The organism is Celeribacter ethanolicus (assembly GCF_002407265.1).
In the GTDB taxonomy this organism is placed as follows: domain Bacteria; phylum Pseudomonadota; class Alphaproteobacteria; order Rhodobacterales; family Rhodobacteraceae; genus Celeribacter; species Celeribacter ethanolicus.
The window spans coordinates 3,874,082-3,896,210 of sequence record NZ_CP022196.1; the positions used below are offsets into that span (position 1 = coordinate 3,874,082).

At 62.2% G+C, this 22,129-nt stretch carries 22 protein-coding genes and 3 tRNA genes; 20 read left to right on the forward strand and 5 right to left on the reverse strand.

The genetic code is table 11. From position 1 onward, the window contains the following. Positions 1-18 precede the first annotated feature (18 nt). The 4 genes from CEW89_RS19105 to CEW89_RS19120 all read left to right on the forward strand — a co-directional run bounded on the left by CEW89_RS19105 (position 19) and on the right by CEW89_RS19120 (position 4,479). On the forward strand, positions 19-789 hold the full coding sequence (locus tag CEW89_RS19105; protein ID WP_096806984.1) for an HpcH/HpaI aldolase family protein: 771 nt from the start codon (positions 19-21) through the stop codon (positions 787-789). An 80-nt stretch (positions 790-869) separates the two neighbouring features. After that, entirely contained in the window at positions 870-1,682 is an 813-nt protein-coding gene (locus tag CEW89_RS19110) for a TIGR00282 family metallophosphoesterase (RefSeq protein ID WP_096807306.1), read from the forward strand. Between the two features lie 137 nt (positions 1,683-1,819). Further along, positions 1,820-3,601: an SLC13 family permease gene (locus CEW89_RS19115; RefSeq protein WP_096806985.1), complete on the forward strand. Its 1,782-nt coding sequence runs from the start codon at positions 1,820-1,822 to the stop codon at positions 3,599-3,601. A gap of 137 nt (positions 3,602-3,738) precedes the next feature. Further along, on the forward strand, positions 3,739-4,479 hold the full coding sequence (locus tag CEW89_RS19120) for a YebC/PmpR family DNA-binding transcriptional regulator (RefSeq protein ID WP_066705797.1): 741 nt from the start codon (positions 3,739-3,741) through the stop codon (positions 4,477-4,479). Positions 4,480-4,525: 46 nt separating this feature from the next. Here CEW89_RS19120 and CEW89_RS19125 read toward each other — a convergent pair whose 3' ends face one another. Then, a complete protein-coding gene (locus CEW89_RS19125) occupies positions 4,526-5,407 on the reverse strand; it encodes a LysR family transcriptional regulator ArgP (protein WP_096807307.1) in 882 nt (293 codons plus the stop codon). 75 nt (positions 5,408-5,482) lie between these two features. On the opposite strand from CEW89_RS19125, the gene CEW89_RS19130 reads away from it, so the two are divergent. Beyond that, a complete protein-coding gene (locus CEW89_RS19130; protein WP_198403459.1) occupies positions 5,483-6,088 on the forward strand; it encodes a LysE/ArgO family amino acid transporter in 606 nt (201 codons plus the stop codon). Here CEW89_RS19130 and CEW89_RS19135 read toward each other — a convergent pair. Continuing rightward, on the reverse strand, positions 6,085-6,966 hold the full coding sequence (locus CEW89_RS19135; protein WP_066705796.1) for a DMT family transporter: 882 nt from the start codon (positions 6,964-6,966) through the stop codon (positions 6,085-6,087). The genes CEW89_RS19130 and CEW89_RS19135 overlap by 4 nt on opposite strands. Before the next feature lie 184 nt (positions 6,967-7,150). On the opposite strand from CEW89_RS19135, the gene CEW89_RS19140 reads away from it, so the two are divergent. The 5 genes from CEW89_RS19140 to CEW89_RS19160 all read left to right on the forward strand — a co-directional run bounded on the left by CEW89_RS19140 (position 7,151) and on the right by CEW89_RS19160 (position 8,767). Further along, positions 7,151-7,393: an HP1242/YdcH family protein gene (locus tag CEW89_RS19140; RefSeq protein WP_096806986.1), complete on the forward strand. Its 243-nt coding sequence runs from the start codon at positions 7,151-7,153 to the stop codon at positions 7,391-7,393. A 234-nt stretch (positions 7,394-7,627) separates the two neighbouring features. After that, positions 7,628-8,269 (forward strand): thermonuclease family protein, encoded by a 642-nt coding sequence (locus tag CEW89_RS19145; protein WP_066705874.1) that lies wholly within the window; start codon positions 7,628-7,630, stop codon positions 8,267-8,269. Between the two features lie 63 nt (positions 8,270-8,332). Next, positions 8,333-8,408: transfer RNA gene (locus CEW89_RS19150), tRNA-Val, on the forward strand. A 159-nt stretch (positions 8,409-8,567) separates the two neighbouring features. Then, positions 8,568-8,644: transfer RNA gene (locus CEW89_RS19155), tRNA-Asp, on the forward strand. Positions 8,645-8,690: 46 nt separating this feature from the next. Continuing rightward, positions 8,691-8,767 (forward strand) — tRNA-Asp (locus CEW89_RS19160). A gap of 113 nt (positions 8,768-8,880) precedes the next feature. On the opposite strand, the gene CEW89_RS19165 is transcribed toward CEW89_RS19160, so the two are convergent. Continuing rightward, complete coding sequence (locus CEW89_RS19165; RefSeq protein ID WP_096806987.1) at positions 8,881-10,278, reverse strand: helix-turn-helix domain-containing protein; 1,398 nt, start codon at positions 10,276-10,278, stop codon at positions 8,881-8,883. A gap of 74 nt (positions 10,279-10,352) precedes the next feature. Next, positions 10,353-11,597: a multidrug effflux MFS transporter gene (locus CEW89_RS19170; protein ID WP_096806988.1), complete on the reverse strand. Its 1,245-nt coding sequence runs from the start codon at positions 11,595-11,597 to the stop codon at positions 10,353-10,355. 241 nt (positions 11,598-11,838) lie between these two features. Between CEW89_RS19170 and CEW89_RS19175 the strand changes: the two genes are divergently transcribed. From CEW89_RS19175 to CEW89_RS19210, 8 genes are all read left to right on the forward strand, one after another. Next, entirely contained in the window at positions 11,839-13,371 is a 1,533-nt protein-coding gene (locus tag CEW89_RS19175; protein WP_096806989.1) for an acyl-CoA carboxylase subunit beta, read from the forward strand. A gap of 29 nt (positions 13,372-13,400) precedes the next feature. Then, entirely contained in the window at positions 13,401-13,757 is a 357-nt protein-coding gene (locus CEW89_RS19180) for a hypothetical protein (protein ID WP_096806990.1), read from the forward strand. Continuing rightward, positions 13,754-14,167 (forward strand): DUF6497 family protein, encoded by a 414-nt coding sequence (locus CEW89_RS19185; protein ID WP_198403460.1) that lies wholly within the window; start codon positions 13,754-13,756, stop codon positions 14,165-14,167. The genes CEW89_RS19180 and CEW89_RS19185 overlap by 4 nt, the downstream gene beginning before the upstream one ends. Before the next feature lies 1 nt (position 14,168). Continuing rightward, on the forward strand, positions 14,169-14,576 hold the full coding sequence (locus tag CEW89_RS19190; protein WP_096806991.1) for a RidA family protein: 408 nt from the start codon (positions 14,169-14,171) through the stop codon (positions 14,574-14,576). A gap of 14 nt (positions 14,577-14,590) precedes the next feature. Continuing rightward, a complete protein-coding gene (locus CEW89_RS19195) occupies positions 14,591-15,022 on the forward strand; it encodes a hypothetical protein (RefSeq protein ID WP_066705867.1) in 432 nt (143 codons plus the stop codon). 325 nt (positions 15,023-15,347) lie between these two features. Continuing rightward, positions 15,348-15,548 (forward strand): glycine zipper 2TM domain-containing protein, encoded by a 201-nt coding sequence (locus CEW89_RS19200; RefSeq protein WP_066705778.1) that lies wholly within the window; start codon positions 15,348-15,350, stop codon positions 15,546-15,548. A gap of 176 nt (positions 15,549-15,724) precedes the next feature. Continuing rightward, a complete protein-coding gene (locus CEW89_RS19205; RefSeq protein ID WP_066705776.1) occupies positions 15,725-17,722 on the forward strand; it encodes an acetyl-CoA carboxylase biotin carboxylase subunit in 1,998 nt (665 codons plus the stop codon). Between the two features lie 109 nt (positions 17,723-17,831). Beyond that, a complete protein-coding gene (locus CEW89_RS19210) occupies positions 17,832-19,067 on the forward strand; it encodes a Y-family DNA polymerase (RefSeq protein WP_096806992.1) in 1,236 nt (411 codons plus the stop codon). A gap of 1 nt (position 19,068) precedes the next feature. On the opposite strand, the gene CEW89_RS19215 is transcribed toward CEW89_RS19210, so the two are convergent. Further along, positions 19,069-19,518: a DUF4174 domain-containing protein gene (locus CEW89_RS19215; RefSeq protein WP_066705772.1), complete on the reverse strand. Its 450-nt coding sequence runs from the start codon at positions 19,516-19,518 to the stop codon at positions 19,069-19,071. Between the two features lie 103 nt (positions 19,519-19,621). On the opposite strand from CEW89_RS19215, the gene scpA reads away from it, so the two are divergent. Both scpA and CEW89_RS19225 read left to right on the forward strand, forming a co-directional pair. After that, positions 19,622-21,745: a methylmalonyl-CoA mutase gene (scpA, locus tag CEW89_RS19220; protein ID WP_066705770.1), complete on the forward strand. Its 2,124-nt coding sequence runs from the start codon at positions 19,622-19,624 to the stop codon at positions 21,743-21,745. A 134-nt stretch (positions 21,746-21,879) separates the two neighbouring features. Next, the gene (locus CEW89_RS19225) at positions 21,880-22,113 is read left to right on the forward strand and encodes a hypothetical protein (protein ID WP_066705768.1); all 234 of its coding nucleotides are present in this window, start codon (positions 21,880-21,882) and stop codon (positions 22,111-22,113) included. Positions 22,114-22,129 lie beyond the last annotated feature (16 nt).

The following is a 22,129-nucleotide window of genomic DNA, read 5'->3' on the forward strand; positions in this document are numbered from 1 at the left end:
CTTTTGAAAGAGAACGCCATGGAACTTCCCGTCAACCGGTTCAAACAGGCCCTCAAGGAGGGGCGGCAGCAATGGGGTGTCTGGCAGACCTTCGGCGGGCCGGACATGACGGAGCTTCTGGCCGCAGCGGGCTATGACTGGGTGCTGATCGACGGTGAACACGGTGCCTTCGATGTGCCCGAGGTGCGCCCCTGCCTTCAGGTGGTCGCGGGGTATCCGGCCTGTTCGGCGGTGGTGCGCGTCTGTGAACTTAACACCGCATTGATCAAACGCCACCTCGATCAGGGCGCGCAAACCCTGATGGTGCCGATGATCAATTCCGCCGAGGAGGCCCGCGCCGCCGTATCCGCCATGCGCTTCGCCCCCGAGGGTGTGCGCGGCTACAACAGTGCGACACGGGCCGGGCGATACGGCGCGATTGCGGAGTATGGCGCGAAGGCGAAGGACGAGCTTTGCCTGATCGTCCAGATCGAAACCCGCGCGGCTCTTGAGGCGCTCGAAGAGATTGCCACGGTCGAAGGCGTGGATGCGGTGTTTATCGGCCCGGCCGATCTTGCCGCCGATCTGGGGTATCCGGGCAATCTTGCGGCGCCCGAAGTGCAGGCGGCGGTCGAAGGGGCGATTGCGCGGCTTAAGGCACTGGGTGTGCCTTCTGGGATCGTGACGGTGGACGAGACGTTGCTCGAACGCTCCATCGCGACGGGCACGCGCTTTACCGCTCTGGGGATAGATGCGGTGATGATGATGCAGGCGTCGCATGGGCTTCTGAGCCGGTTTCGCGACGTCTGAGCGCGCATTTTCGAGTATTTCCGGCACAAAGGAAACGGGCTGTCTTGCGCGTGGCCGCGCTGGGTCTTATGGCTGACGCCATGAAAATCCTGTTTCTCGGAGATATTGTCGGCAGCGCCGGGCGCAAGGCCGTCATGGAGCGCATGCCGCAGTTGCGCAAGGACTGGGGTCTCGATTTCGTCGTGGTCAACGGCGAGAATGCGACCAATGGCATGGGGCTTTCGGGCGATCATGCGAAAGAGTTGCTTGCGGCGGAGGTCGATTGCTTGACGCTAGGCGATCATGCGTTCGACCAGAAGGACATGATGCAGTTTTGCGAACGCGAAACCCGCATCGTGCGGCCGATCAATTTCGCCAAGACGGCGCCGGGGCGCGGGGTGCGGATATTTGAGGATCGGCGCGGGCGGCGTATCCTCGTGGCGCAGATCCTTGGGCAGGTGTTCATGAAACGCGCCTTCGACGATCCGTTTTCGGCGATGGATCAGGTGTTCATGACCCACAAGCTGGGCGGCGCGGTGCAGGCGATTCTGGTCGATGTGCATTGCGAGGCGACGTCGGAGAAGATGGCCATGGGGCATTTTTGCGACGGCAAGGCGTCCGTCGTGGTCGGTACCCATACCCATGTCTGCACGGGCGACGCGCAGATCCTTCCGGGGGGCACGGCCTATCTGACTGATGCGGGCATGTGTGGCGATTACAATTCGGTGATTGGCATGGACAAGGCCGAGCCGCTGCGCCGGTTTGTCACTGGCATGGGCAAGGGGCGGTTCGAGCCCGCAAAGGGCGAGGCGACACTGTCGGGCGTCTATGTCGAGACCGATGATCGCACCGGCAAAGCCACGCGCGTGAAGCAGATTCGCGTCGGCGGGCGTCTGGAGCAGAGTGCGCCGTAACCGGATTTGCTGGAAAATTCTTCGCGTTTTTGACTGTTTGGCCGGAATTTCCGTCCTTGGACGAGGCGTTTTGACGCTTGTGCCCCGGTGGGCGGGGCGGGCATATTGGTGCCGAAGACCACAGCGCACGGGGCCCCATGGAACTGTTTCATTTCAGCGAGACGACCGAGGCGGTGCTTGCGCTTGTCGTCGTGGGCCTCATGTTCGCCATGTTCGTGCGCGAGATCTTCCCGACGGAGGTTGTGGCGATCACGGGGGCGGCCCTGATGATCGTTCTGGGCATCCTGCCTTATGATGCGGGGCTCAAGGTCCTGTCGAACCCTGCGCCCTGGACCATCGCCGCGATGTTCATCGTCATGGGGGCGTTGGTGCGCACCGGGGGGCTCGAATGGTTCACTCGTCAGGCCGGGAATTATGCCGAGACCCATCCCTCCGTGGCCATTGCCATGTTGCTGGCCGTGGTGGTGGTGCTCTCGGCCTTTGTCGCCAATACGCCGGTCGTGGTTGTGATGATCCCGGTCTTCGTGCAGCTCTCCGGCAAGCTCGGCATTGCGCCCTCCAAACTTCTGATCCCGCTGAGTTATTCTGCGATCATGGGGGGCACGATCACGCTTCTGGGGACCTCGACCAACCTGCTGGTCGACGGTGTGGCCCGGGCGCAGGGCATGGCGCCCTTCACGATTTTCGAGATTGCGCCCATCGGGCTGGTGGTGACGGCATGGGGGATGCTCTATCTGGCGCTGTTCGGACGGCATCTCTTGCCCAATCGCGACAGTCTGGCGGCGATGCTGTCGTCGAACCGGGCGAAGATGAAATTCTTCACCGAGGCGGTGATCCCGCCCGAGTCCAACCTGGTCGGGCGCGAGGTTCTCGGTGTGCAGCTTTTCAAACGCGAGGGCGTGCGTCTGATCGACGTCATTCGCGGCGACAAATCCTACCGGCATGAACTCGACGGGCTGACGCTCGAGGTCGGGGACCGGATCGTGCTGCGCTCGAAGATCACCGAGCTTCTGAGCCTGCAACGCAACAAATCTCTCAAGCGCGTCGATCAGGTGTCGGCGGTCGAGACCACCACGATGGAGGTGCTGATCACGCCGGGCTGCAAGATGGTCGGGCGGTCGCTGTCCTCGATGCGTCTGCGGCGTCGCTATGGCGTCTATGTGCTCGCGGTGCACCGCCGAAACCAGAACCTCGGCCAGCAGATCCAGGACCTCGTGGTGCGCGTCGGCGACACGCTTCTGCTCGAGGGCGCACCGGCGGATATTCAGCGCCTCGCGACCGATATGGACATGGGCGATGTGTCGAAACCGACCGAGCGCGCCTATCATCGCAGCCACGCGCCGATTGCCCTTGCGGCGATGTTCTCCATCGTGTTGCTGGCCGCGCTTGGCGTGGCACCGATCCTGATGCTTTCGGTGATTGCCGTCGCGGTGGTTCTGGTCACCCGCTGCATCGACGCGGATGAGGCGTTTTCCTTTGTCGAGGGGCGCTTGCTCGCGCTGATCTTCGCCATGCTCGCGGTCGGTGCGGCACTCGATGCCTCGGGTGCGGTGGAGATGATCGTGAATGTGATCGCGCCTCTGCTCGATGGTTTGCCGGTGTTCTTCGTGGTCTGGGCCATCTTCCTGATGACCTCTTTCCTGACCGAACTGGTGTCGAACAACGCGGTGGCCGTGGTGGTGACGCCGATCGCGATCGGGCTCGCGAATTCGATGGGGCTTGATCCGCGCGGCCTCGTTGTGGCCGTGATGGTCGCGGCTTCGGCCTCTTTCGCGACGCCGATCGGGTATCAGACCAACACCATGGTCTATGGTCCGGGGGGGTATAAATTCACCGATTACATGAAGGTCGGTATTCCGCTGAACCTCACCATCGGGCTTATTGCCTCGGCTGTCATTCCGCTGATCTGGCCGCTTTGAGGCGATTTCGGGCGGAATTGAGTATTTGAACCATCAGAAAGACGGGCGCAAAGGCCTGTGGCGGCCTTGCAGGTCGGGGGCGCGCTGCTTTATAGAGACGCGAAAGCTCACACACTCGACATTTTCGGAGGCGCCACATGGCAGGCCATTCTAAATGGGCAAACATCCAGCACCGTAAAGGACGCCAGGACGCGGCCCGCTCCAAACTCTTTTCCAAGCTCGCCAAGGAGATCACCGTGGCGGCGAAGATGGGCGATCCCGACCCGGAAAAGAACCCGCGTCTGCGTCTGGCGGTGAAGACGGCGAAAACGGCGTCTTGTCCGAAAGACGTGATCGACCGTGCGATCAAGAAAGCCATGGGCGGCGATGCGGAAAGCTATGACGAGATCCGTTACGAAGGCTATGGCCCGGAAGGCATCGCCTTCATCGTCGAGACCATGACCGATAACGTGAACCGCACCGCCTCGAACGTGCGGTCCTATTTCACCAAGGCCGGTGGCAACCTCGGCACTTCGGGCTCGGTGTCCTTCATGTTCGACCGCGTGGGCGAAATTGTCTACGGGCCGGAAGCGGGGGATGCCGACACGGTGATGATGGCCGCGATCGAGGCCGGTGCCGAGGATGTGGAAAGCGACGAGGAAGGTCACTGGATCTATACGGTCGATGGCGATCTGGCGGCTGTGTCCGATGCGCTCGAAGCCGTGCTGGGCGAGTCCAAGGAGTCCAAGCTGATCTGGAAACCGCAGAACCGCACCGAGGTGGGGCTCGAGACGGCGCAGAAGCTGATGCGCCTCGTCGAGACGCTGGAAGACGACGATGATGTGCAATCCGTCACGGCCAATTTCGATGTGCCGGACGACGTGGCCGAACAGCTCTGAGCGTGTCTGAAAAGACTTTAAAAAGCCCCGCCTTGCGCGGGGTTTTTTATGAGATGAGCGCGGTTCGTGCGGCCTGTCTGACTGCGGCGGTGAGCGGCGCAAGGATCGGGGCCGCGAGCCGCGAGACATGCCAGTAGAGCGCGATGTCCGTTGGAGCCGGGGACAGGGGCACGAGACGGCCCGCTTCAAGATGCGGGTGCAAAAGCACCTCCGGGTTCAACCCCCAGCCGATCCCGGTGAGGGCCGCATCGACAAAGCCCTGCGTCGAGGGGATACGATGGGCAGGCAGGGCGATGCGCCGCCCGGTTTGCGAGCTGACCCAATTGTCCTGAAGCCGGTCTTTTCCATTGAACACAAGCGAGGGGGCCTTGCTCAGCGCCTCTGACGTGATGCCTTCGGGGAAGTGCCGCGCCACAAAAGCGGGTGTGGCGACGGCAAGATAGCGCAGTGCGCCGAGCGGATGCAGATCGCAGCCCGGAACGGCCGTATCGCGTGCAGAGACGGCGGCCATCACCTCGCCGCGCTTGAGCCAGTCGGCACTGTGGTCCTGATCGTCGAGCGTGAGCTGAAACAGCATCTCCGGCAGGTTCGCCATGGCGGGGGGGAACCAGGTGGCGAGGCTGTCGGCATTGACCGCCAGCGGCACGCGTAGGGCAGGACCATCGTTTTGCCCGAGATCGTGGGCGAGTTGTGCCTCCAGAATTCCGATCTCGTCCATGTGACGCGCCAGCCGCCGTCCGGTCTCCGTGCCCTGCGCCGGTGTGCCGCGCAGCACCAGAGGCGTGCCCATGCGTTCCTCCAGGGCCTTGATCCGTTGAGAAATCGCCGAGGGCGTGACGGAAAGCGCATGGGCCGCCGCGTCGAACGAGCCGTGGCGCAGGACGGCGGCGAGGGCACTCAGGGCAGGGTAATCGGATGGATTAAGCATGGCTAATTTGTTCATAGAAAGATTAATTTGTCTAATCTTTCCGCTCTGGTTACCCCATGCCGGAAAGGATTTCACATGTTGCACGCCACGCTCATCGGCTTTCTCACGGGGCTCAGCCTCATCGTTGCCATCGGGGCGCAGAATGCCTTTGTGCTGCGGCAGGGGCTGCGGCGGGCGCATGTGCTGCCTGTGGTGCTGGTCTGCGCGCTTTCCGATGCGCTGCTGATCTCTCTGGGCGTTTTCGCCTCCGCACAAGTTTCGGAGGCCTTTCCGCCGCTTTTGCCGATTCTGCGCTGGGGCGGGGCGGCGTTCCTGATGTTCTACGGTGCGAAGGCCGCGCTGGCCGCCTATCGCGGGGGTGGGCATCTCGAAGCGGCCACACAGGGGGCGCAAAGCCTGAAAACGGTGGTGCTGACCGCACTGGTGCTCACTTGGCTCAACCCGCATGTCTATCTCGATACGGTGGTGCTTCTGGGCGCGATCTCCGCCCGGTTTCCCGAGGCGCGCGCGGGATTCGCCACGGGGGCGATCATGGCGTCTTTTGCCTTCTTCTTTTCTCTGGGATTCGGGGCACGTCTGCTGGCACCGGTGTTCGCACGCGAGACGTCCTGGCGCGTGCTCGATGGTGGGATCGCGCTTGTGATGTGGTCGATTGCTGTAGGGTTGATCCGGGGCGGTTAAGTGGCTTTCTTGCGTGCTTCGCGCCAGGTGATAAAGGAAATCGCCGCGATGATCATGGCGCCGCCGAGAATCACGTAGGGATCGACCGCCTCGCCGAACAGCAGATAGCCGAAGCTCACCGACCAGATCAACTGGACGAAGACCACCGGTTGCACCACGGATTGCGGCGCACAGGCGAAAGCGCGGGTCATGGCGTAATGGCCCAATGTGGCGAAGGCGGCGGTGAAAAAGAGCAGCAGCAGCTCATGCAGGCTTGGCGTTTCCCAATGCAGAAACGCGAAAGGTGCGATCACGAGGGGCACGGTCACCGACATCAGGAACACCACGACGGCGGCGGGCAGTTCCTTCACCAACCGTCCGGCGATCAGATACGACCCGGCAAAGGCCATGGCCGAGAGCATCATCGACAGGTGGCCGGGGTCGATCTCGCGAAACCCGGGGCGCAGGATGACAAGCCCACCGAGGAAGGCCACCACAAGCGCCAGAATCCGGGGCAGGGCGATCCGCTCGCCGAACAGCAGCACCGCGCCGAGAGTGATGTAGATCGGGTTCATGAAGTTCAGCGCGGTGACCTCCCCCATCGGGATGCGGGTCATGGCATAGAACCAGCAGGACATCGCCAGAGCATGAAACAGCGCCCGACCGAAGGTGAGTTTCCAGATCCGCGGCGTGAAGCGGACCTTGCGCACCGCGCCGAGCGCCGGGATGAGAAAGACGAGGCCCAACAGGAAGCGCAGGAAGGCGCTTTCCAGAACGGGCAATCCGTTGCCGACATATTTCACGAGGACGTTCACCATGACGAAGCACAGCGTCATGAACAACATCCAGAGAATGCCGGTCACGGATTTCGAGGGGGCGGTCAGGGAGGGTGCGCTCATGCGCGGACAGTGAAGCCTCGCCCCGGCGATGGCAATTCACTCAAAGCGCACGCGTCCGGCTGCATATTTGCACCTCGTTGTGCGGAACAGGGAGCAAGCCGGGTATCCCTTGATCCGTGTCAAGGCGTGTGGCCGTCCTCTGTGGCCAGACTGTAGCAAAGGCCATCAGACTGAGGAGACGCGCATGTCCAATACACCGCACCAACTCGCCGCTGATTTTCCGGATCTGGCCGGAAAAATCACTGAACGCAAAGCAAGCGATGCGCATTTCGCGACCTTGGTCGGGGAGTATGACGCCTTGAACGACGAGGTGCATCTCGCCGAAACCGATGTGCAGCCGATGGAGGATATGGCGCTGGCCGAGTTGCGCAAGAAACGGATGCATCTGAAGGATGAGATCTACCGGCTTGTGACCGCTCCGGCGTGACGGCTGCCTCTATTTCGAGAGCGAGGGCGCGTTAACCGGCAGGTTGCGCGTCCTCTTGCATTCGGAGAACAAATCGCGCACAAATCGCGCGTGAGGTTGGGTAGAATACCATATGTTGCGGCTCTATGGGCCGCGGTGGGTCTTGGGATGACCCTGCTTCCGATTGAAACGGTCGAGGCCGTGAGCGATCGGAACACAGTTTTGCCATCTTCGTCGAACTCTCTCCGACTTGACTTGACTGCGACCGAAGAACCTGCCGAAGTCGCGATCCTGACGACGCCGGACAATGGTGCACTGCGGGTGATCGACGGGGACACGCTGGCCATTGGCGAGACCCGCATCCGGCTCTACGGCATTGACGCACCGGAACTGTCGCAGAGCTGTTCCGACATGCGGGGGCAGGACTGGGCTTGTGGGCAATGGTCGAAAGCGGTGCTCGCGAAACTGGCCGTCGGATCGGTGCGCTGTGTTGCCCGCGACACCGACCGCTATGGCCGCACTGTCGCCGTTTGCACATCGAAGGCGGGGGACATCAACGCCGCCTTGGTCGCCTCAGGCGCAGCCTATGCCTATGCGAAATACGCCCGCGATTATGTCGCGCTCGAAGAGGTTGCTCGGGCCGAGGGGCAGGGGCTCTGGCGGGCGGGGGCGCAGGCGCCTTCGGCCTACCGCGCTGAGAAACGTGGGGCACAGCCGGAACAAACCCCGCCCGGAGCCTGCGCGATCAAGGGCAATATCTCCGGTTCCGGCAAGCTCTACCATCTGCCCGGCGGGCGCTGGTACGGCGGCACGCGGATCAACGAGGCACAGGGCGAGCGCTGGTTCTGTTCCGAAGACGAGGCGCGCGCGGCGGGTTGGCGCAAGGCGCAGGGATAATCCCGCAGCCCCTCTGTCTGCCTCTTGCAAGGCGCGGCGTTTTCCCTTAGACGACGGTCCACCGGGTCGTTAGCTCAGTTGGTAGAGCGCTTCGTTTACACCGAAGATGTCGGGAGTTCGAGCCTCTCACGACCCACCATTTCCCCTCCGTCTCTCCTGCAAATCCTCCGTGCTGAAAAGACCGTGAAGTTTTTTCTTCTGCCCCGACACTTTTTCGCGATTCCCGGCTTGACGGGACCCTGCACTCCCCATAGAACGCCCCTCACGCTTCGGGGCGCAAGTCCCGGAACGGCAGCGAGCGGTTGTAGCTCAGTTGGTTAGAGTACCGGCCTGTCACGCCGGGGGTCGCGGGTTCGAGCCCCGTCAACCGCGCCATCGCTGCTTCACATAGCCCTTAGGGGCACGCTTTGAAAAGCACTGCGCGGTTGTAGCTCAGTTGGTTAGAGTACCGGCCTGTCACGCCGGGGGTCGCGGGTTCGAGCCCCGTCAACCGCGCCACTTTTCAGAAAAAGCAAACAAAAACGCGTCCGGTTTCGGGCGCGTTTTGTCTTTTGATCATCTCGCTTCCGGCTGGTTTTCCGATGGCCAAATACTCAGCCGTACCGAAAGATTCACTCGATCCGATAGGGTAGAGTGCCCCGGTTGTTCGGGTCGATGGTCAGGCGCCGCTCCAGAGGCGGTACGGAGCGTTGATGACAATCGCGCCGTTCGCAGATCCGGCAGGAGATGCCGATCGGTTGGAACGCCGCCGGTTTGGTGACATCGAGATCGTCGGCATAGACCAGTTCCGAGGCGTGGGTGACCTCGCAGCCGAGGCTGATCGCATAGCGCCGCACCGGCGCATGGAAGGCGCCACCGGGTTTTGAGACGTCGCGGGCAATCGAGAGATAGCGCACCCCGTCCGGCGTCTCCGCCAGTTGCCGCAGGAAATGACCGGGGCGCTCAAAGGCCTGGTGCACGTTCCAGAGCGGGCAGGCGCCGCCGTAGCGCGCGAATTGCAGCCGCGTGGCGGAGTGACGTTTGGTGATCGTGCCGGCCTGATCGACGCGCACGAAATAGAAGGGGATCCCCTTGGCACCGGGGCGTTGCAGCGTGGAGAGCCGGTGCGCGACCTGTTCGATCGAGGCGCCGAAGCGTTCGGCCAGCATCTCCAGATCGTGCCGGGTTTCCTGCGCGGCCTCCAGAAAGGTCGTGTAGGGCAACAGTGCCGCGCCTGCGAAATAGTTCGCAAGCCCGATGCGGGCGATCTCGCGGGCCTCGTCGGAATGGAAGCGCGCCAGATCGAGCGTGGCGTCGAGCAGCTTGCCCTGCGTGACAAGGGCGAGCTGGTGCAGGATCTGGAAGCGGCGGGTGGCCCCCGAGGCGCGTGACGAGATCGTCAGTTCGCGCAACTCCGGATCGAAATGCCGCAAGTCGCGTTCGCCGCTGCGCACGGTGATGCCATGCTGTTCGAGCATGTCGAGCGCGGTTTTCATCACATCGCGGCCGCGAGTTTGATTGCGGGCGATATTCTCGGCGGCGCGGTCGACCGCGTCGATATAATTGTCGCAATAATGGAAGAAGTCGCGCACCTCTTCCCAAGGGCTGGGGCGCGACGGCATGTCTTCGCGACCCAGAGCCTCGTCCATCGACGCGAGCCGTTCGGTCGTCTGGCGATAGGCGCGGTGCAATTCGAGGAAGGCGCGGGCGAGCGCGGGGGCGTTCGAGGCGGCCAGGCGCAGATCGGCCAGAGGCGGTGCGCCGTCGGAGAACACCGGATCGGCCAGAGCTTCGCGCATGTCGGTGACCATGCGTTCGGCATCGCCCGACGAGAGTTCGGTGACATCGAAGCCGAACTCCTGCGCCAGCGCCAGAACCACGCCGGTCGAGACCGGACGGTTGTTGTTTTCCATCTGGTTGAGGTAGGGCAGGGAGACGCCGAGCTTTTCGGCGAACGCCCGCTGCGTCAGCCCGAGACGGGTCCGCGTTTCGCGCAGCTTCGCGCCGGCATAGAGTTTCTGCTGGGCCATGCTCTTCTCTCTTTCCCTTTTGCAAAACGAGGTTTGCCAGTGCAAACCCGTTCTGACAAGAGGGGAAAGCGCGCTCAGCCCTCGCGGATCAGCTTGCGTTCGCGCAGCACTACCCAGAGGGCTGCCGCGATGGAGGAGAGCGAGGCGCAGAGCATGATGACGAGAAGCGGTGTGCCGCCGCTTTCCGGGCTGAGGACGGAGCCTGCGAAGGCCGAAAGCACCGCTCCGCCACCGATATACATGAAGCCGCCGAGCCCCGCCGCCGTGCCCGCCAGATGCGGACGCACGGAGAGCGAGCCGGCGATGGAATTGGGCAGTTGCAGCCCGTTTCCGGCGCCCAGGAGCGAGATCATGGCGAAGAAATTCATCGGGGTTGCGCGGTCTGCGAGGAAGGTCAGGAGGGAGACGAATACGCCGAGGGCGCAGATGCCTGCGCCGATCAGGATCATCGTGTTCATGCCGAAACGGGCGGAGTATCTTCCGGCGATGAAATTGCCGAAGAAATAGCCGATCGCCGGGGCGGCCATGTAGAGGCCGAGCTTGTCTTCTGTCAGATTGAACACCGTGGAGCCGAGGAAAGGCGCGCCGCCGAGAAAGGCGAAATAGGCGCCCGAGGCGGTGGCGGCGGAGAGCGCATAGCCGAGGAAGCGCTGGGATGTCAGAAGCTCCGGGAAACCGCGCAGCATGTCCTTCATCGAACCACCGGTTTTCGGTGCGGTTTCTCCTGCATCGAAGGTCACGAGGAGCAGAAGGACAAAGCCGACCCCGAACAGCAGCCAGAAGGCGCTTTGCCAGCCGTAGATATGGGTGAGAAATCCGCCGACCGTGGGGGCGACCATCGGCACCAGAGACATGCCCATGGTGACATAGGCGATCATCTGCGCGGCCTCTTCGCCGGGCACCATGTCGCGCACGATGGCGCGTGAGAGCACCATGGCGCTGACGATACCGGCCTGGGCGGCGCGCATCAGGAGGAAGGCTTGCGCGGAGGGGGCGTAGATGGCGCCGAGTGTGGCGGCGAGAAAGATCAGGATGCCACCGATCAGCACCGGGCGGCGCCCGAACCGGTCCGAAAGCGGACCGATGACCAGTTGCAGCCCGGCGTTCACCGCGAGGAAGATCGCGATGGAAAGCTGCATGACGCTGTAATCCGTGCCGAAATAGTCGGTCATCTCCGGCAGGGCTGGCAGGAAGACGTTCATCGTCATGGCCGAGACTCCGGCCATCAGCACGAGGGTCAGGATGTGCGGCGGGGTGCGGCGGTCGAGAAGGCGGGCCGACGGTGTGCGGTCCGGAGAGGAAATGCGGTTTTGCGACATTGCGCCACCATGAGGAGGGCGCTGCGATCTGTCTACGGGGAATCTGCCGCAGGCCGCTGTTGTTTTCGCACAGCCCAGGCGTTGGTTTGTGCGATGCAGGGTGTTTCGAGGGGGCGCAAACCTTGCAGATTTGCATTTTTCAGCGCAATGATTTTGCATGTTTTGCAAATCTGCCAGAACTTGCTTTGAAAGAATATTTCGCTGGCATATGGTGCCCGCGAAATGACGAGGAGGCTTACCCGTGAAAGACATCATTAAAGAACTTCACGATCGCCGCGACAACGCCCGCCTGGGAGGGGGACAACGTCGCATTGACAGTCAGCATGCCAAGGGCAAGCTGACGGCGCGTGAACGGATCGAACTTCTGCTCGATGATGGCAGTTTCGAAGAGTTCGACATGTTCAAGACCCATCGCTGCACCGAATTCGGCATGCAGGACAACAAATTCTACGGCGATGGCGTGATCACCGGCTGGGGTACGATCAACGGTCGCATGGTCTATGTCTTCTCGCAGGACTTCACCGTGTTCGGCGGCTCGCTGTCGGAGACTCACGCCCAGAAGATCGTCAAGATCATGGATATGGCGGTGCAGAACGGCGCGCCGGTGATTGGCCTGAACGACTCGGGTGGTGCACGGATTCAGGAAGGCGTCGACTCGCTTGCGGGCTATGCCGAAGTGTTCCAGCGCAACATCATGGCCTCCGGCGTGGTGCCGCAAATCTCCGTGATCATGGGGCCGTGCGCGGGCGGTGCCGTGTATTCGCCGGCGATGACCGACTTCATCTTCATGGTGCGCGACACCTCCTACATGTTCGTGACCGGTCCCGATGTGGTGAAAACCGTGACGAATGAGGTGGTGACCGCCGAGGAACTGGGCGGGGCCTCCACCCACACCAAGAAATCCTCCGTCGCCGACGGGGCCTTCGACAATGACATCGAAGCGCTCTCCGAAGTGCGTCGGCTGGTCGATTTCCTGCCGCTCAACAACCGTGAAAAACCGCCGGTGCGTCCGTTCTTCGACGCGCCCGACCGGATCGACGACGCGCTCGACACGATCATCCCGGACAATGCGAACACGCCCTACGACATGAAGGAAGTGATCCACACGATCGCGGACGAGGGCGATTTCTACGAAATTCAGGAAGATTACGCCAAGAACATCATCACCGGTTTCATCCGCCTCGAAGGCCAGACGGTCGGCGTGGTGGCGAACCAGCCGATGGTGCTCGCGGGCTGTCTCGACATCGACAGCTCCCGCAAGGCGGCGCGGTTCGTGCGGTTCTGCGATGCGTTCGAAATTCCGGTTCTGACGCTGGTCGACGTGCCGGGCTTCCTGCCGGGCACCTCTCAGGAATACGGCGGCGTCATCAAGCACGGTGCGAAACTGCTCTTTGCCTATGGCGAAGCGACCGTGCCGAAAGTGACGGTGATCACCCGCAAGGCTTACGGCGGTGCCTATGACGTGATGTCGTCGAAACACCTGCGGGGCGACATGAACTACGCCTGGCCGACCGCCGAGATCGCCGTGATGGGGGCCAAAGGCGCGACCGAGATTCTCTATCGCTCCGAACTGGGCGATTCCGAGAAAATCGCCGCCCGCACCAAGGACTATGAAGACCGCTTCGCCAACCCCTTCGTGGCGGCGGAACGTGGCTTCATCGACGAGGTGATCCAGCCGCGCTCGACCCGCAAACGTGTGGCCCGGGCTTTTGCGGCCCTGCGCAACAAGAAGCTCGATAACCCGTGGAAAAAGCACGACAACATTCCGCTTTGAGCGGGATCGTGTGACCCGCGAGTGATCCCATGGCCCGCCATGACTGGCATATCCTGAAGGACGAGGGCGCGCTGATCTTGGCGCGCCGTCTGCCCGCACGTTTCGATGTCGCCGCCACGGCGGTGATCGAAGGGGGCGCGGTGTTGCGCAAATCGCGCATCGCTTCTCAGGTACGCCAGGACATGTGGCGCAGCCTGCAAAACCTTCGGGGCTTTGCTCCGGTGGTGCGGGTGGCGGAGCGGGGGGAGGATCTTGAGATCACCGCCGGCGGCATGGTTGCCGGACGGTTTCCGAAATTCGAAACCGAGGCGTGCATTCGTGCGCTCCTTGATAGTCAAGATCACCGCGCCCGTTGGGTCCGGTTCGCCAGGGAGGGTGAAAGATGATCGCACGTGTGTCCGCATTTGCCGCGCTGGCGTCCGGCATGGCCTTTGCCGGTTTTGCCGAACTGGCCCCGCTTGAGGCGCAGGAGCTGAGCGTACCTTCGGGCCAGCCGGTGACATTCTTTGAGACCGTGATGGACCAGCCCGCCATGGGGGTGACCGCACGGTTCCGCTTTCTCGCCCCCGAGCTGCCTGCCTATCTGGAGCGGCTGTCCTATGAGGAGCTGGAAGCGGATCTGTCGTCGCTCTGCGTGAGCTATGCCCTGCCGCGGATCAGCGCGCCGGAACCCGCGATGATCGTCATTTCCCTGTCTTCCGCTCCGACGGAATTCGGCACGCCGGACCCGGATGTGGCGCAGGTCTTCGAGGCCTATCGCCCAATGGGCGGCAGTTGTGAATGGGAGGCGTTCTGAGATGGCTCCGAAATTCCACATGTTCTCCAACGGTCCGCGCCCGGTCGCACCGTTTTCCCACGCGGTCGAGGACGACGGCTGGGTGATCCTCACTGGCCAGATGCCGACCGAACCCACCGCGCCCGATGCGCCGCTGCCCGAAGGCATCGAAGCGCAGACCCGGCGGGTGATGGACAATCTGTTGCTCATTCTCGGCGAATTGGGGCTTGGTGCGGAGCATATCGTGCAATGCCGCTGCTTCCTCACCGAGTTCGAACGCGACTACGCCCTGTTCAACGAGACCTACAAAAGCTACTTCGCCTCAGACAGGCTTCCGGCACGCACCACGGTGGGCGTGACCGCATTGGCCGTGGGGGCTCTGGTCGAGATCGACCTGATCGCCCGCAGACCGCAGGAGGGCGAGAGCTGATGGCACGCGACTACATGTTGAAACACAAGGGATTTCCGGGGCGGCTTCCGGGCTCGGATTACCAGTTCACGATCCGGCGGGCGAACCCCAAAGGAGTGACGCCGCTCAAGGGGCTTGAGCGTTACAAGGATCGCAAATCGGCGGACAAACGCGCCGATGCGGCGTTCATGGCGGCGCTTTGGGCGCATTTCGGCGAAGAGGAATTCGAACGCGGCAACCTCGATGCCGGGCGGCTGTCCTGGCTTTTCGGTCGCGAAGTGGTGCCCGCCGACCCCGAGACTTTCGACCCGGCCTCCTATGAGGCGCTTCTGAAGATCGACGTCAAACGGGCGATGGCGGCCTTCCCCGAGATCTTTGCCGAAGGCGGAGACGAGGATGAGGAGATGCCGGACTGGGACGCCATGTGGAATGGCGACGACGACTACGACGGGGAGATGGACGACTGATGCGCGGGATTTCGCTTGGCATTCCGGGGTTTGCGCGAACTGCTGCCGAAAATGGCGGGCAGGGCGGGCGTGCCCTTGTGAGCATGGCCGGGCGGGTCCATCTTACTCACAGGCCGCACGGGACCAGCAACCCGTCGACCTGTTCTGAAAACCGTTACCCTTCCCCTCTGGCGAGGTCCGTGCTTCCCCCGCACGGCCCTCGCCTTTCTTTCCCTGACCTTGGGCGTTCTTCCGCCGAGGGGCTTGACGGGGCATTTCACGGCTTTGCGACGGCGCGCGATTGCGTTAGAATCCGCTCAGTATCAACCAAATCACGAGCAGAAAAATGCGCAAATCCATTCTCGTTTCCGCCCTTGTCTCCGTCGCGGCGCTCGCCGGCTGCATGCAGACCGACGGTGAACGTGCCCTCGCCGGTGCGGCTGCCGGTGCCGTCGTGGCCGATGCGACCGACAACAATGTGCTCACCGGTGCGGCTCTCGGCGCGCTCGCGGGCACCTATTGCGACGACGCGGGCGTCTGCAACTAATTCCATTCGTCTGACCGGCGCGCTCACGCGTCGTGACGCTATGAAATCGAAAAGCTCTCCGGACCTTTGCGTTCGGGGGGCTTTTTTCGTGACTGTAACCCAAGAGACAAGTTCCGGCCCGGCGCGTGGCGCGTCTGGCCGGGGCGGACCGATTTGAGAAAGGGAGAGGGCAGGACATGTTCGACAAGATCCTGATTGCGAACCGCGGCGAGATCGCTTGCCGGGTGATGAAAACCGCCAAGAAGATGGGGATCAAGACGGTCGCCATTTATTCCGACGCGGACAAGAATGCGTTGCATGTGGCGATGGCCGACGAGGCGGTGCATATCGGCCCGCCGCCGGCGAACCAGTCCTATATCGTCATCGACAAGGTGATGGACGCGATCAAGCAGACCGGCGCACAGGCGGTGCACCCGGGTTATGGCTTCCTGTCCGAGAACTCGAAATTCGCTGAGGCGCTGGCCGACGCGGGCGTGGCCTTTGTCGGCCCGCCGGTGAAAGCCATTGAGGCGATGGGCGATAAGATCACCTCGAAGAAGATTGCACAGGAAGCCGGTGTGAGCACCGTTCCGGGTTACATGGGCCTCATCGAGGATGCCGACGAGGCGGTGAAAATCTCCAACGAGATCGGCTATCCGGTGATGATCAAGGCCTCCGCCGGTGGCGGTGGCAAGGGGATGCGGATCGCATGGAACGACGAGGAGGCCCGCGAAGGCTTCCAGTCGTCCAAGAACGAGGCCGCGAACTCCTTTGGCGACGACCGGATTTTCATCGAGAAATTCGTGACCCAGCCGCGCCACATCGAAATTCAGGTGCTCTGCGACGCGCACGGCAACGGCATTTACCTCAACGAACGTGAATGTTCGATCCAGCGCCGTAACCAGAAGGTCATCGAAGAGGCGCCGTCGCCCTTCCTCGACGAAGCCACCCGCAAGGCGATGGGCGATCAGTCCGTCGCGCTGGCAAAGGCCGTGGGCTACACCTCTGCGGGGACCGTGGAATTCATCGTCGATGGCGACAAGAATTTCTACTTCCTCGAAATGAACACGCGTCTTCAGGTGGAACACCCGGTCACCGAGCTGATCACCGGTATCGACCTTGTCGAACAGATGATCCGCATCGCCAATGGCGAGCCGCTTTCGATCACTCAGGACGACGTGAAAATCAACGGCTGGGCGATGGAAAGCCGTCTCTATGCCGAGGACCCGTATCGCAACTTCCTGCCCTCCATCGGGCGTTTGGCGAAATACCGTCCGCCGGAAGAGATCGTCACCAAGACCAATGTCGTGCGCAACGACACCGGCGTCTATGAGGGCGGCGAGATTTCGATGTATTACGACCCGATGATCGCCAAGCTCTGCACCTGGGGCCCGAACCGTCTGACCGCGATCGAGAACATGCGCAATGCGCTCGACGCGTTTGAGGTCGAAGGTATCGGTCACAACCTGCCGTTCCTCTCGGCGGTGATGGATCACGAGAAATTCGTCTCCGGCGACATGACCACGGCCTTCATTGCCGAGGAATATCCCGAAGGCTTCCAGGGGGTTGAACTGCCCTACGAGGAGCTTGAGCGGATCGCGGCGGCGGTTGCGGCGATGTACCGGGTGGCCGAAGTGCGCCGGGCGCGGATCTCTGGCCGGATGGACAACCACGAACGCCATGTCGGCGGCGACTGGGTGGTGCAGATCGGCGGTCATGATTTCCCGGTGCAGGTCGAGGCCGACAAGCGCGGTTCCACCGTTCTGGTGAACAACACCCGTCACCGTATCGAAAGCTCCTGGACGCCGGGGCAGACGCTGGCCCTGATCGACATGGAACATGGTACGCTGACGCTCAAGGTCGGCGACATTCCGGGCGGCTTCCGCATCCGCAACCGCGGCGCGGACCTCAAGGTCTATGTGCGCAGCCCGCGCGCAGCCGAGCTGTCGAAACACATGCTCGAAAAGCTGCCGCCGGACACCTCGAAGCTCCTGCTCTGCCCGATGCCGGGCCTTCTGGTGAAGGTCAATGTCGAGGTTGGCGACGAAGTTCAGGACGGTCAGGCGCTCTGCACGGTCGAGGCGATGAAAATGGAAAACATCCTGCGCGCCGAGCGCAAAGGGGTGGTGTCCAAGATCAACGCCAAACCGGGCGACAGCCTTGCCGTTGATGAAGTGATCATGGAGTTCGAATAATCCATGGTGGCCGGGCGGGCATATCCGGGGCGGCGAGACGCAGAGACTGGACAAATGTTCTCATTTTGTTCTAGTCTGATTGCGTCTGCCCCCTCCCGTCTGCCCGGTCATGTCCCAGCTTTCGCATCTGCGCGTTTCGACGCTTTTCTTCGATATGAACAGCTACTACGCCTCCGTGGCGCAGGCCGAGGAGCCTGCGCTGATGGGGCGGCCTGTCGGCGTTTTGACAACGGACGCGCCGAATGCGGCCTGTATCGCGGCGAGTGTCGAGGCCAAGCGGCGCGGCGTGCGGATGGGCACGCGTCAGGACGAGGCCCGGAAGCTTTGTCCGGGGATCGTCTTTCGTCCCGTCAAACACGACATCTGTGTCGACTATCATCATGCGATTTTGCAGGCGGTGGAAACGGTTATTCCCGTGCATCGGGTCTGGTCGATCGACGAATGTTCCTGTCTTTTGATGGGATCGGAGCGGGACCTGTCCCAGGCTCTGGAAATCGGGCGGTCGTTGCAACAGGCGGTGTTGGGAATCAGTCCGGCCTTGCGCTGTTCCGTGGGGCTTGGGCCGACGCGGCTTCTGGCGAAGATCGCCGCCGAGCTGGAAAAGCCGATGGGGCTCAACTGGCTCACGCCGGAGGTTTTGCCGGAGAAGATCGCGCATCTGGGGCTGGACGATTTGCCGGGTGTGTCCTGGCGGATGAAAGCACGGCTGGAAGCGGCGGGCATTGCGGATGTGGGGACGCTCTACCACATCGCGCCGAAACGTGCCCGGGCGATCTGGGGCAACGTCGCGGGCGAACGGTTTCTCCGCGAGCTGCGTGGCGAGACGGTGGTTTGGCCGGAGACCAAACGCGGCATGATCGGTCACGGGCAGGTGCTGACCGGACCGAACGCGACGCCCGAGGGCGCGCGGCTTGTGACCCGGAGACTGCTTGTGAAAGCGGCGGCACGTTTGCGCCGCGAGGGGTTCTTTGCCCGCAGCCTGTCGATCAGCGTCAAAGGCGGGGACAAGAGGCGGCAATATCGCGACAGCACATTGCGCGCGACGCAGGACACGTTCTTTCTTTTGGAAATCTTGGCGGGGCTTTGGGCCGAGTTGACGCTCTGTCCGCGACCGAAAGCCGTCTCCGTGACGCTGGGCGGGCTGATCCGGGAGGCGCGGGTGATGGACGATCTCTTCGCGCCCACACAGGATCGCGCGCCACTGTGTCTGGCCATCGACCGGCTCAACCAGCGGTTCGGTCAGGACACGGTGCGCTACGGTCTTCTGCCGCCGCATCACGTGCCCTATACAGGGGCGAAAATCGCCTTCGGGCGCATTCCGCTGGCGGAGGATTTTCGCGAGTAGCTCAGCGTCCGCTTTCCATTTCCTGCTGCCGGAGCGGCGTCTTGTCGATGGCGCGGGTAATCTCGCGTACGTCCCACGGGTCGGGTTTGCGGAGCATCACGCGCCCGTCCTTGTCGACGATCACAAGCGCGAAGCCGCGCGGGCGGAGTGCCGTGCGCAAAGGCGAGCGGAGGTCCGGGTCGGTGTCGGTGAGCACCACCACGTCACGCTCCAGAAGGGCATCGGGACGGGATTCGAGAAGTGAGATCTGTTCATTGTACGACGGGTCCAGCGTGCTGTCGGCGAAGACGGCGATGACGCGGGACTGCCATTTGAAGCTGGACAGTTCGGTGTCTCCGGCGCTCTGGATCAGCGGAGTTGCCTCCGCCTCCACGGCTATGTCCTCCTGCGCCAGAAGCGGGGCGGGGATCAGAAAAAGCGCTGTGATGGCGGCGAGATAGATTTGTTTCATCGGTCCTCCCGGGGTGTCCTCTATATAGGGCGACGGGACGGCCAAACCAAGGTTGAACGTGCCCTCACGGGGGTATGAGAGGAAAACGGGAAGGAGCCTGACGATGACGGACAGGAAAAAATGGGAAGAGCTTGCCGAGAAGGAGCTTCGTGGCAAGCCGCTTGAGAGCCTTGAGTGGGACACGCTTGAGGGGATCAAGGTCAAGCCGCTCTATGCCGAGGACGATCTCGAAGGCATGGCGCATCTGGGCAATACGCCGGGGTTGGAGCCGTTTACGCGCGGCGTGAAGGCGACGATGTATGCGGGCCGCCCCTGGACCATCCGGCAGTACGCGGGCTTCTCGACCGCCGAGGAATCGAACGCGTTTTACCGCAAGGCGCTGGCCGCCGGTCAGCAGGGCGTGTCCGTGGCCTTCGATCTGGCGACGCACCGCGGCTACGATTCCGATCACCCGCGCGTGGTCGGCGATGTCGGCAAGGCCGGTGTGGCAATCGACTCTGTCGAGGACATGAAAATCCTGTTCGACGGCATTCCGTTGGACAAGGTTTCCGTCTCGATGACAATGAACGGCGCGGTGATCCCGATCCTCGCCAATTTCATCGTGACGGGCGAAGAGCAGGGGCATGATCGCGCTTTGCTCGCAGGGACCATTCAGAACGACATTCTGAAAGAGTTCATGGTGCGCAACACCTATATCTACCCGCCCGAACCCTCGATGAAGATCATCGCTGACATTATCGAATTCACCGCGAACGAGATGCCGAAATTCAACTCGATCTCGATCTCCGGCTATCACATGCAGGAAGCGGGCGCGAACCTCGTGCAGGAGCTGGCCTTCACACTGGCCGACGGGCGCGAATATGTCCGCACCGCGATCAAGGCGGGGATGGATGTCGACAAGTTCGCGGGCCGTCTGTCGTTCTTCTTTGCTATCGGCATGAACTTCTTCATGGAGGCCGCGAAGCTACGCGCCGCGCGCTATCTCTGGACCCGCGTGATGGAGGAGTTCGAACCGAAGCTCGCCAAGTCCAAAATGCTGCGAACCCACTGCCAGACCTCAGGCGTGTCGCTGCAAGAGCAGGACCCCTATAACAACGTGATTCGCACCGCCTATGAGGCGATGTCGGCGGCTCTGGGCGGCACGCAGTCGCTGCACACCAACGCGCTGGACGAGGCCATCGCGCTTCCGACCGAGTTCTCGGCGCGCATCGCCCGGAACACGCAGCTCATCTTGCAGGAAGAGACCGGGATCACCAATGTGGTCGACCCGCTCGCAGGCTCTTACTACGTCGAAAGCCTCACCAAGGAACTGGCCGACAAGGCCTGGGCCCTGATGGAGGAAATCGAAGAGATGGGCGGCATGACCAAGGCCGTCAATTCCGGCATGCCGAAACTCCGCATCGAGGAAACCGCCGCGAAACGTCAGGCGATGATCGACCGCGGCGAAGAGGTGATCGTCGGTGTCAACAAATACCGCAAGGACAAGGAAGACCCGATCGACATTCTCGACGTGGACAACGTCGCCGTGCGCAACAGCCAGATCGCCCGCCTCGACAAGATCAAGGCGACCCGCGATGCCGCCAAGGTCGAGGAAACCCTTGGCGCGCTGGAAGCGGCGGCACAATCCGGCGAGGGCAACCTCTTGTCGCTGGCGGTCGAGGCCGCCCGTGCGCGTGCAACCGTTGGGGAGATTTCGATGGCCATGGAAAAAGCATTCGGACGTCACCGTGCCGAGGTGAAAACGCTCGCGGGGGTCTATGGCGCCGCCTATGAGGGCGACGAGGGCTTTGCCCAGATCCAGAAAGACGTCGAGACCTTTGCCGAGAAAGCCGGGCGTCGTCCGCGGATGCTCGTCGTCAAAATGGGTCAGGACGGCCACGACCGCGGCGCGAAAGTGATCGCCACCGCCTTTGCCGACATTGGCTTTGACGTGGACGTTGGCCCGCTGTTCCAGACGCCTGAAGAGGCCGCTCAAGACGCCATCGACAACGATGTGCATATCGTGGGGATTTCCTCGCAGGCGGCGGGTCACAAAACGCTTGCTCCGAAGCTCATCGAAGCGCTGAAAGAGCAGGGCGCCGAAGACATTATCGTGATCTGTGGCGGTGTGATCCCGCAGCAGGATTATCAGTTCCTCTATGATGCAGGCGTCAAGGCGATCTTCGGACCGGGCACCAACATCCCGGCGGCGGCGCGCCAGATCCTCGATCTGATCGCGGTCGATTAAGCACGATTTGCGTGTTGAAACAAAAAGGGGCCGGGGGATGGAAATTCCCCGGCCCCTGCCCGTATTCGGTCTTGGTTTGTGCCGGGATATATTGCAGATAGAACGTCTTGGTATGTGTTCATGAAAGGTGTTCTATGGCTGTCATCATGGAAAATTCTGGCTCTGGTGTGCAACGTCCCGTTCTGGGCGCGCTTCACAGGCTTTGGGCTTTTCTTTTCGGTTTCATTTATTACGCGGCGAAGGGCGCATGGGGCTGGGCAATCATCAGCTTCTTCACGGCCAACGGGCTGTTCATTCTGTTGCCGCTCTTCAACCGTACAATCATTGTCCGGACCTACGAAAATCAGGGCTGGCGCGAGCTGCGCTGAACGCAGAGTGACAGGA

Excerpts from the sequence above, each read along its gene's own strand:
- CEW89_RS19105 (WP_096806984.1), top strand. The coding sequence starts at position 19 with ATGGAACTTCCCGTCAACCGGTTCAAACAGGCCCTCAAGGAGGGGCGG.
- CEW89_RS19110 (WP_096807306.1), top strand. The coding sequence starts at position 870 with ATGAAAATCCTGTTTCTCGGAGATATTGTCGGCAGCGCCGGGCGCAAG.
- CEW89_RS19115 (WP_096806985.1), top strand. The coding sequence starts at position 1,820 with ATGGAACTGTTTCATTTCAGCGAGACGACCGAGGCGGTGCTTGCGCTT.
- CEW89_RS19120 (WP_066705797.1), top strand. The coding sequence starts at position 3,739 with ATGGCAGGCCATTCTAAATGGGCAAACATCCAGCACCGTAAAGGACGC.
- CEW89_RS19125 (WP_096807307.1), bottom strand. The coding sequence starts at position 5,407 with ATGCTTAATCCATCCGATTACCCTGCCCTGAGTGCCCTCGCCGCCGTC.
- CEW89_RS19130 (WP_198403459.1), top strand. The coding sequence starts at position 5,483 with ATGTTGCACGCCACGCTCATCGGCTTTCTCACGGGGCTCAGCCTCATC.
- CEW89_RS19135 (WP_066705796.1), bottom strand. The coding sequence starts at position 6,966 with ATGAGCGCACCCTCCCTGACCGCCCCCTCGAAATCCGTGACCGGCATT.
- CEW89_RS19140 (WP_096806986.1), top strand. The coding sequence starts at position 7,151 with ATGTCCAATACACCGCACCAACTCGCCGCTGATTTTCCGGATCTGGCC.
- CEW89_RS19165 (WP_096806987.1), bottom strand. The coding sequence starts at position 10,278 with ATGGCCCAGCAGAAACTCTATGCCGGCGCGAAGCTGCGCGAAACGCGG.
- CEW89_RS19170 (WP_096806988.1), bottom strand. The coding sequence starts at position 11,597 with ATGTCGCAAAACCGCATTTCCTCTCCGGACCGCACACCGTCGGCCCGC.
- CEW89_RS19180 (WP_096806990.1), top strand. The coding sequence starts at position 13,401 with ATGGCCCGCCATGACTGGCATATCCTGAAGGACGAGGGCGCGCTGATC.
- CEW89_RS19185 (WP_198403460.1), top strand. The coding sequence starts at position 13,754 with ATGATCGCACGTGTGTCCGCATTTGCCGCGCTGGCGTCCGGCATGGCC.
- CEW89_RS19190 (WP_096806991.1), top strand. The coding sequence starts at position 14,169 with ATGGCTCCGAAATTCCACATGTTCTCCAACGGTCCGCGCCCGGTCGCA.
- CEW89_RS19195 (WP_066705867.1), top strand. The coding sequence starts at position 14,591 with ATGTTGAAACACAAGGGATTTCCGGGGCGGCTTCCGGGCTCGGATTAC.
- CEW89_RS19200 (WP_066705778.1), top strand. The coding sequence starts at position 15,348 with ATGCGCAAATCCATTCTCGTTTCCGCCCTTGTCTCCGTCGCGGCGCTC.
- CEW89_RS19205 (WP_066705776.1), top strand. The coding sequence starts at position 15,725 with ATGTTCGACAAGATCCTGATTGCGAACCGCGGCGAGATCGCTTGCCGG.
- CEW89_RS19210 (WP_096806992.1), top strand. The coding sequence starts at position 17,832 with ATGTCCCAGCTTTCGCATCTGCGCGTTTCGACGCTTTTCTTCGATATG.
- CEW89_RS19215 (WP_066705772.1), bottom strand. The coding sequence starts at position 19,518 with ATGAAACAAATCTATCTCGCCGCCATCACAGCGCTTTTTCTGATCCCC.
- scpA (WP_066705770.1), top strand. The coding sequence starts at position 19,622 with ATGACGGACAGGAAAAAATGGGAAGAGCTTGCCGAGAAGGAGCTTCGT.
- CEW89_RS19225 (WP_066705768.1), top strand. The coding sequence starts at position 21,880 with ATGGCTGTCATCATGGAAAATTCTGGCTCTGGTGTGCAACGTCCCGTT.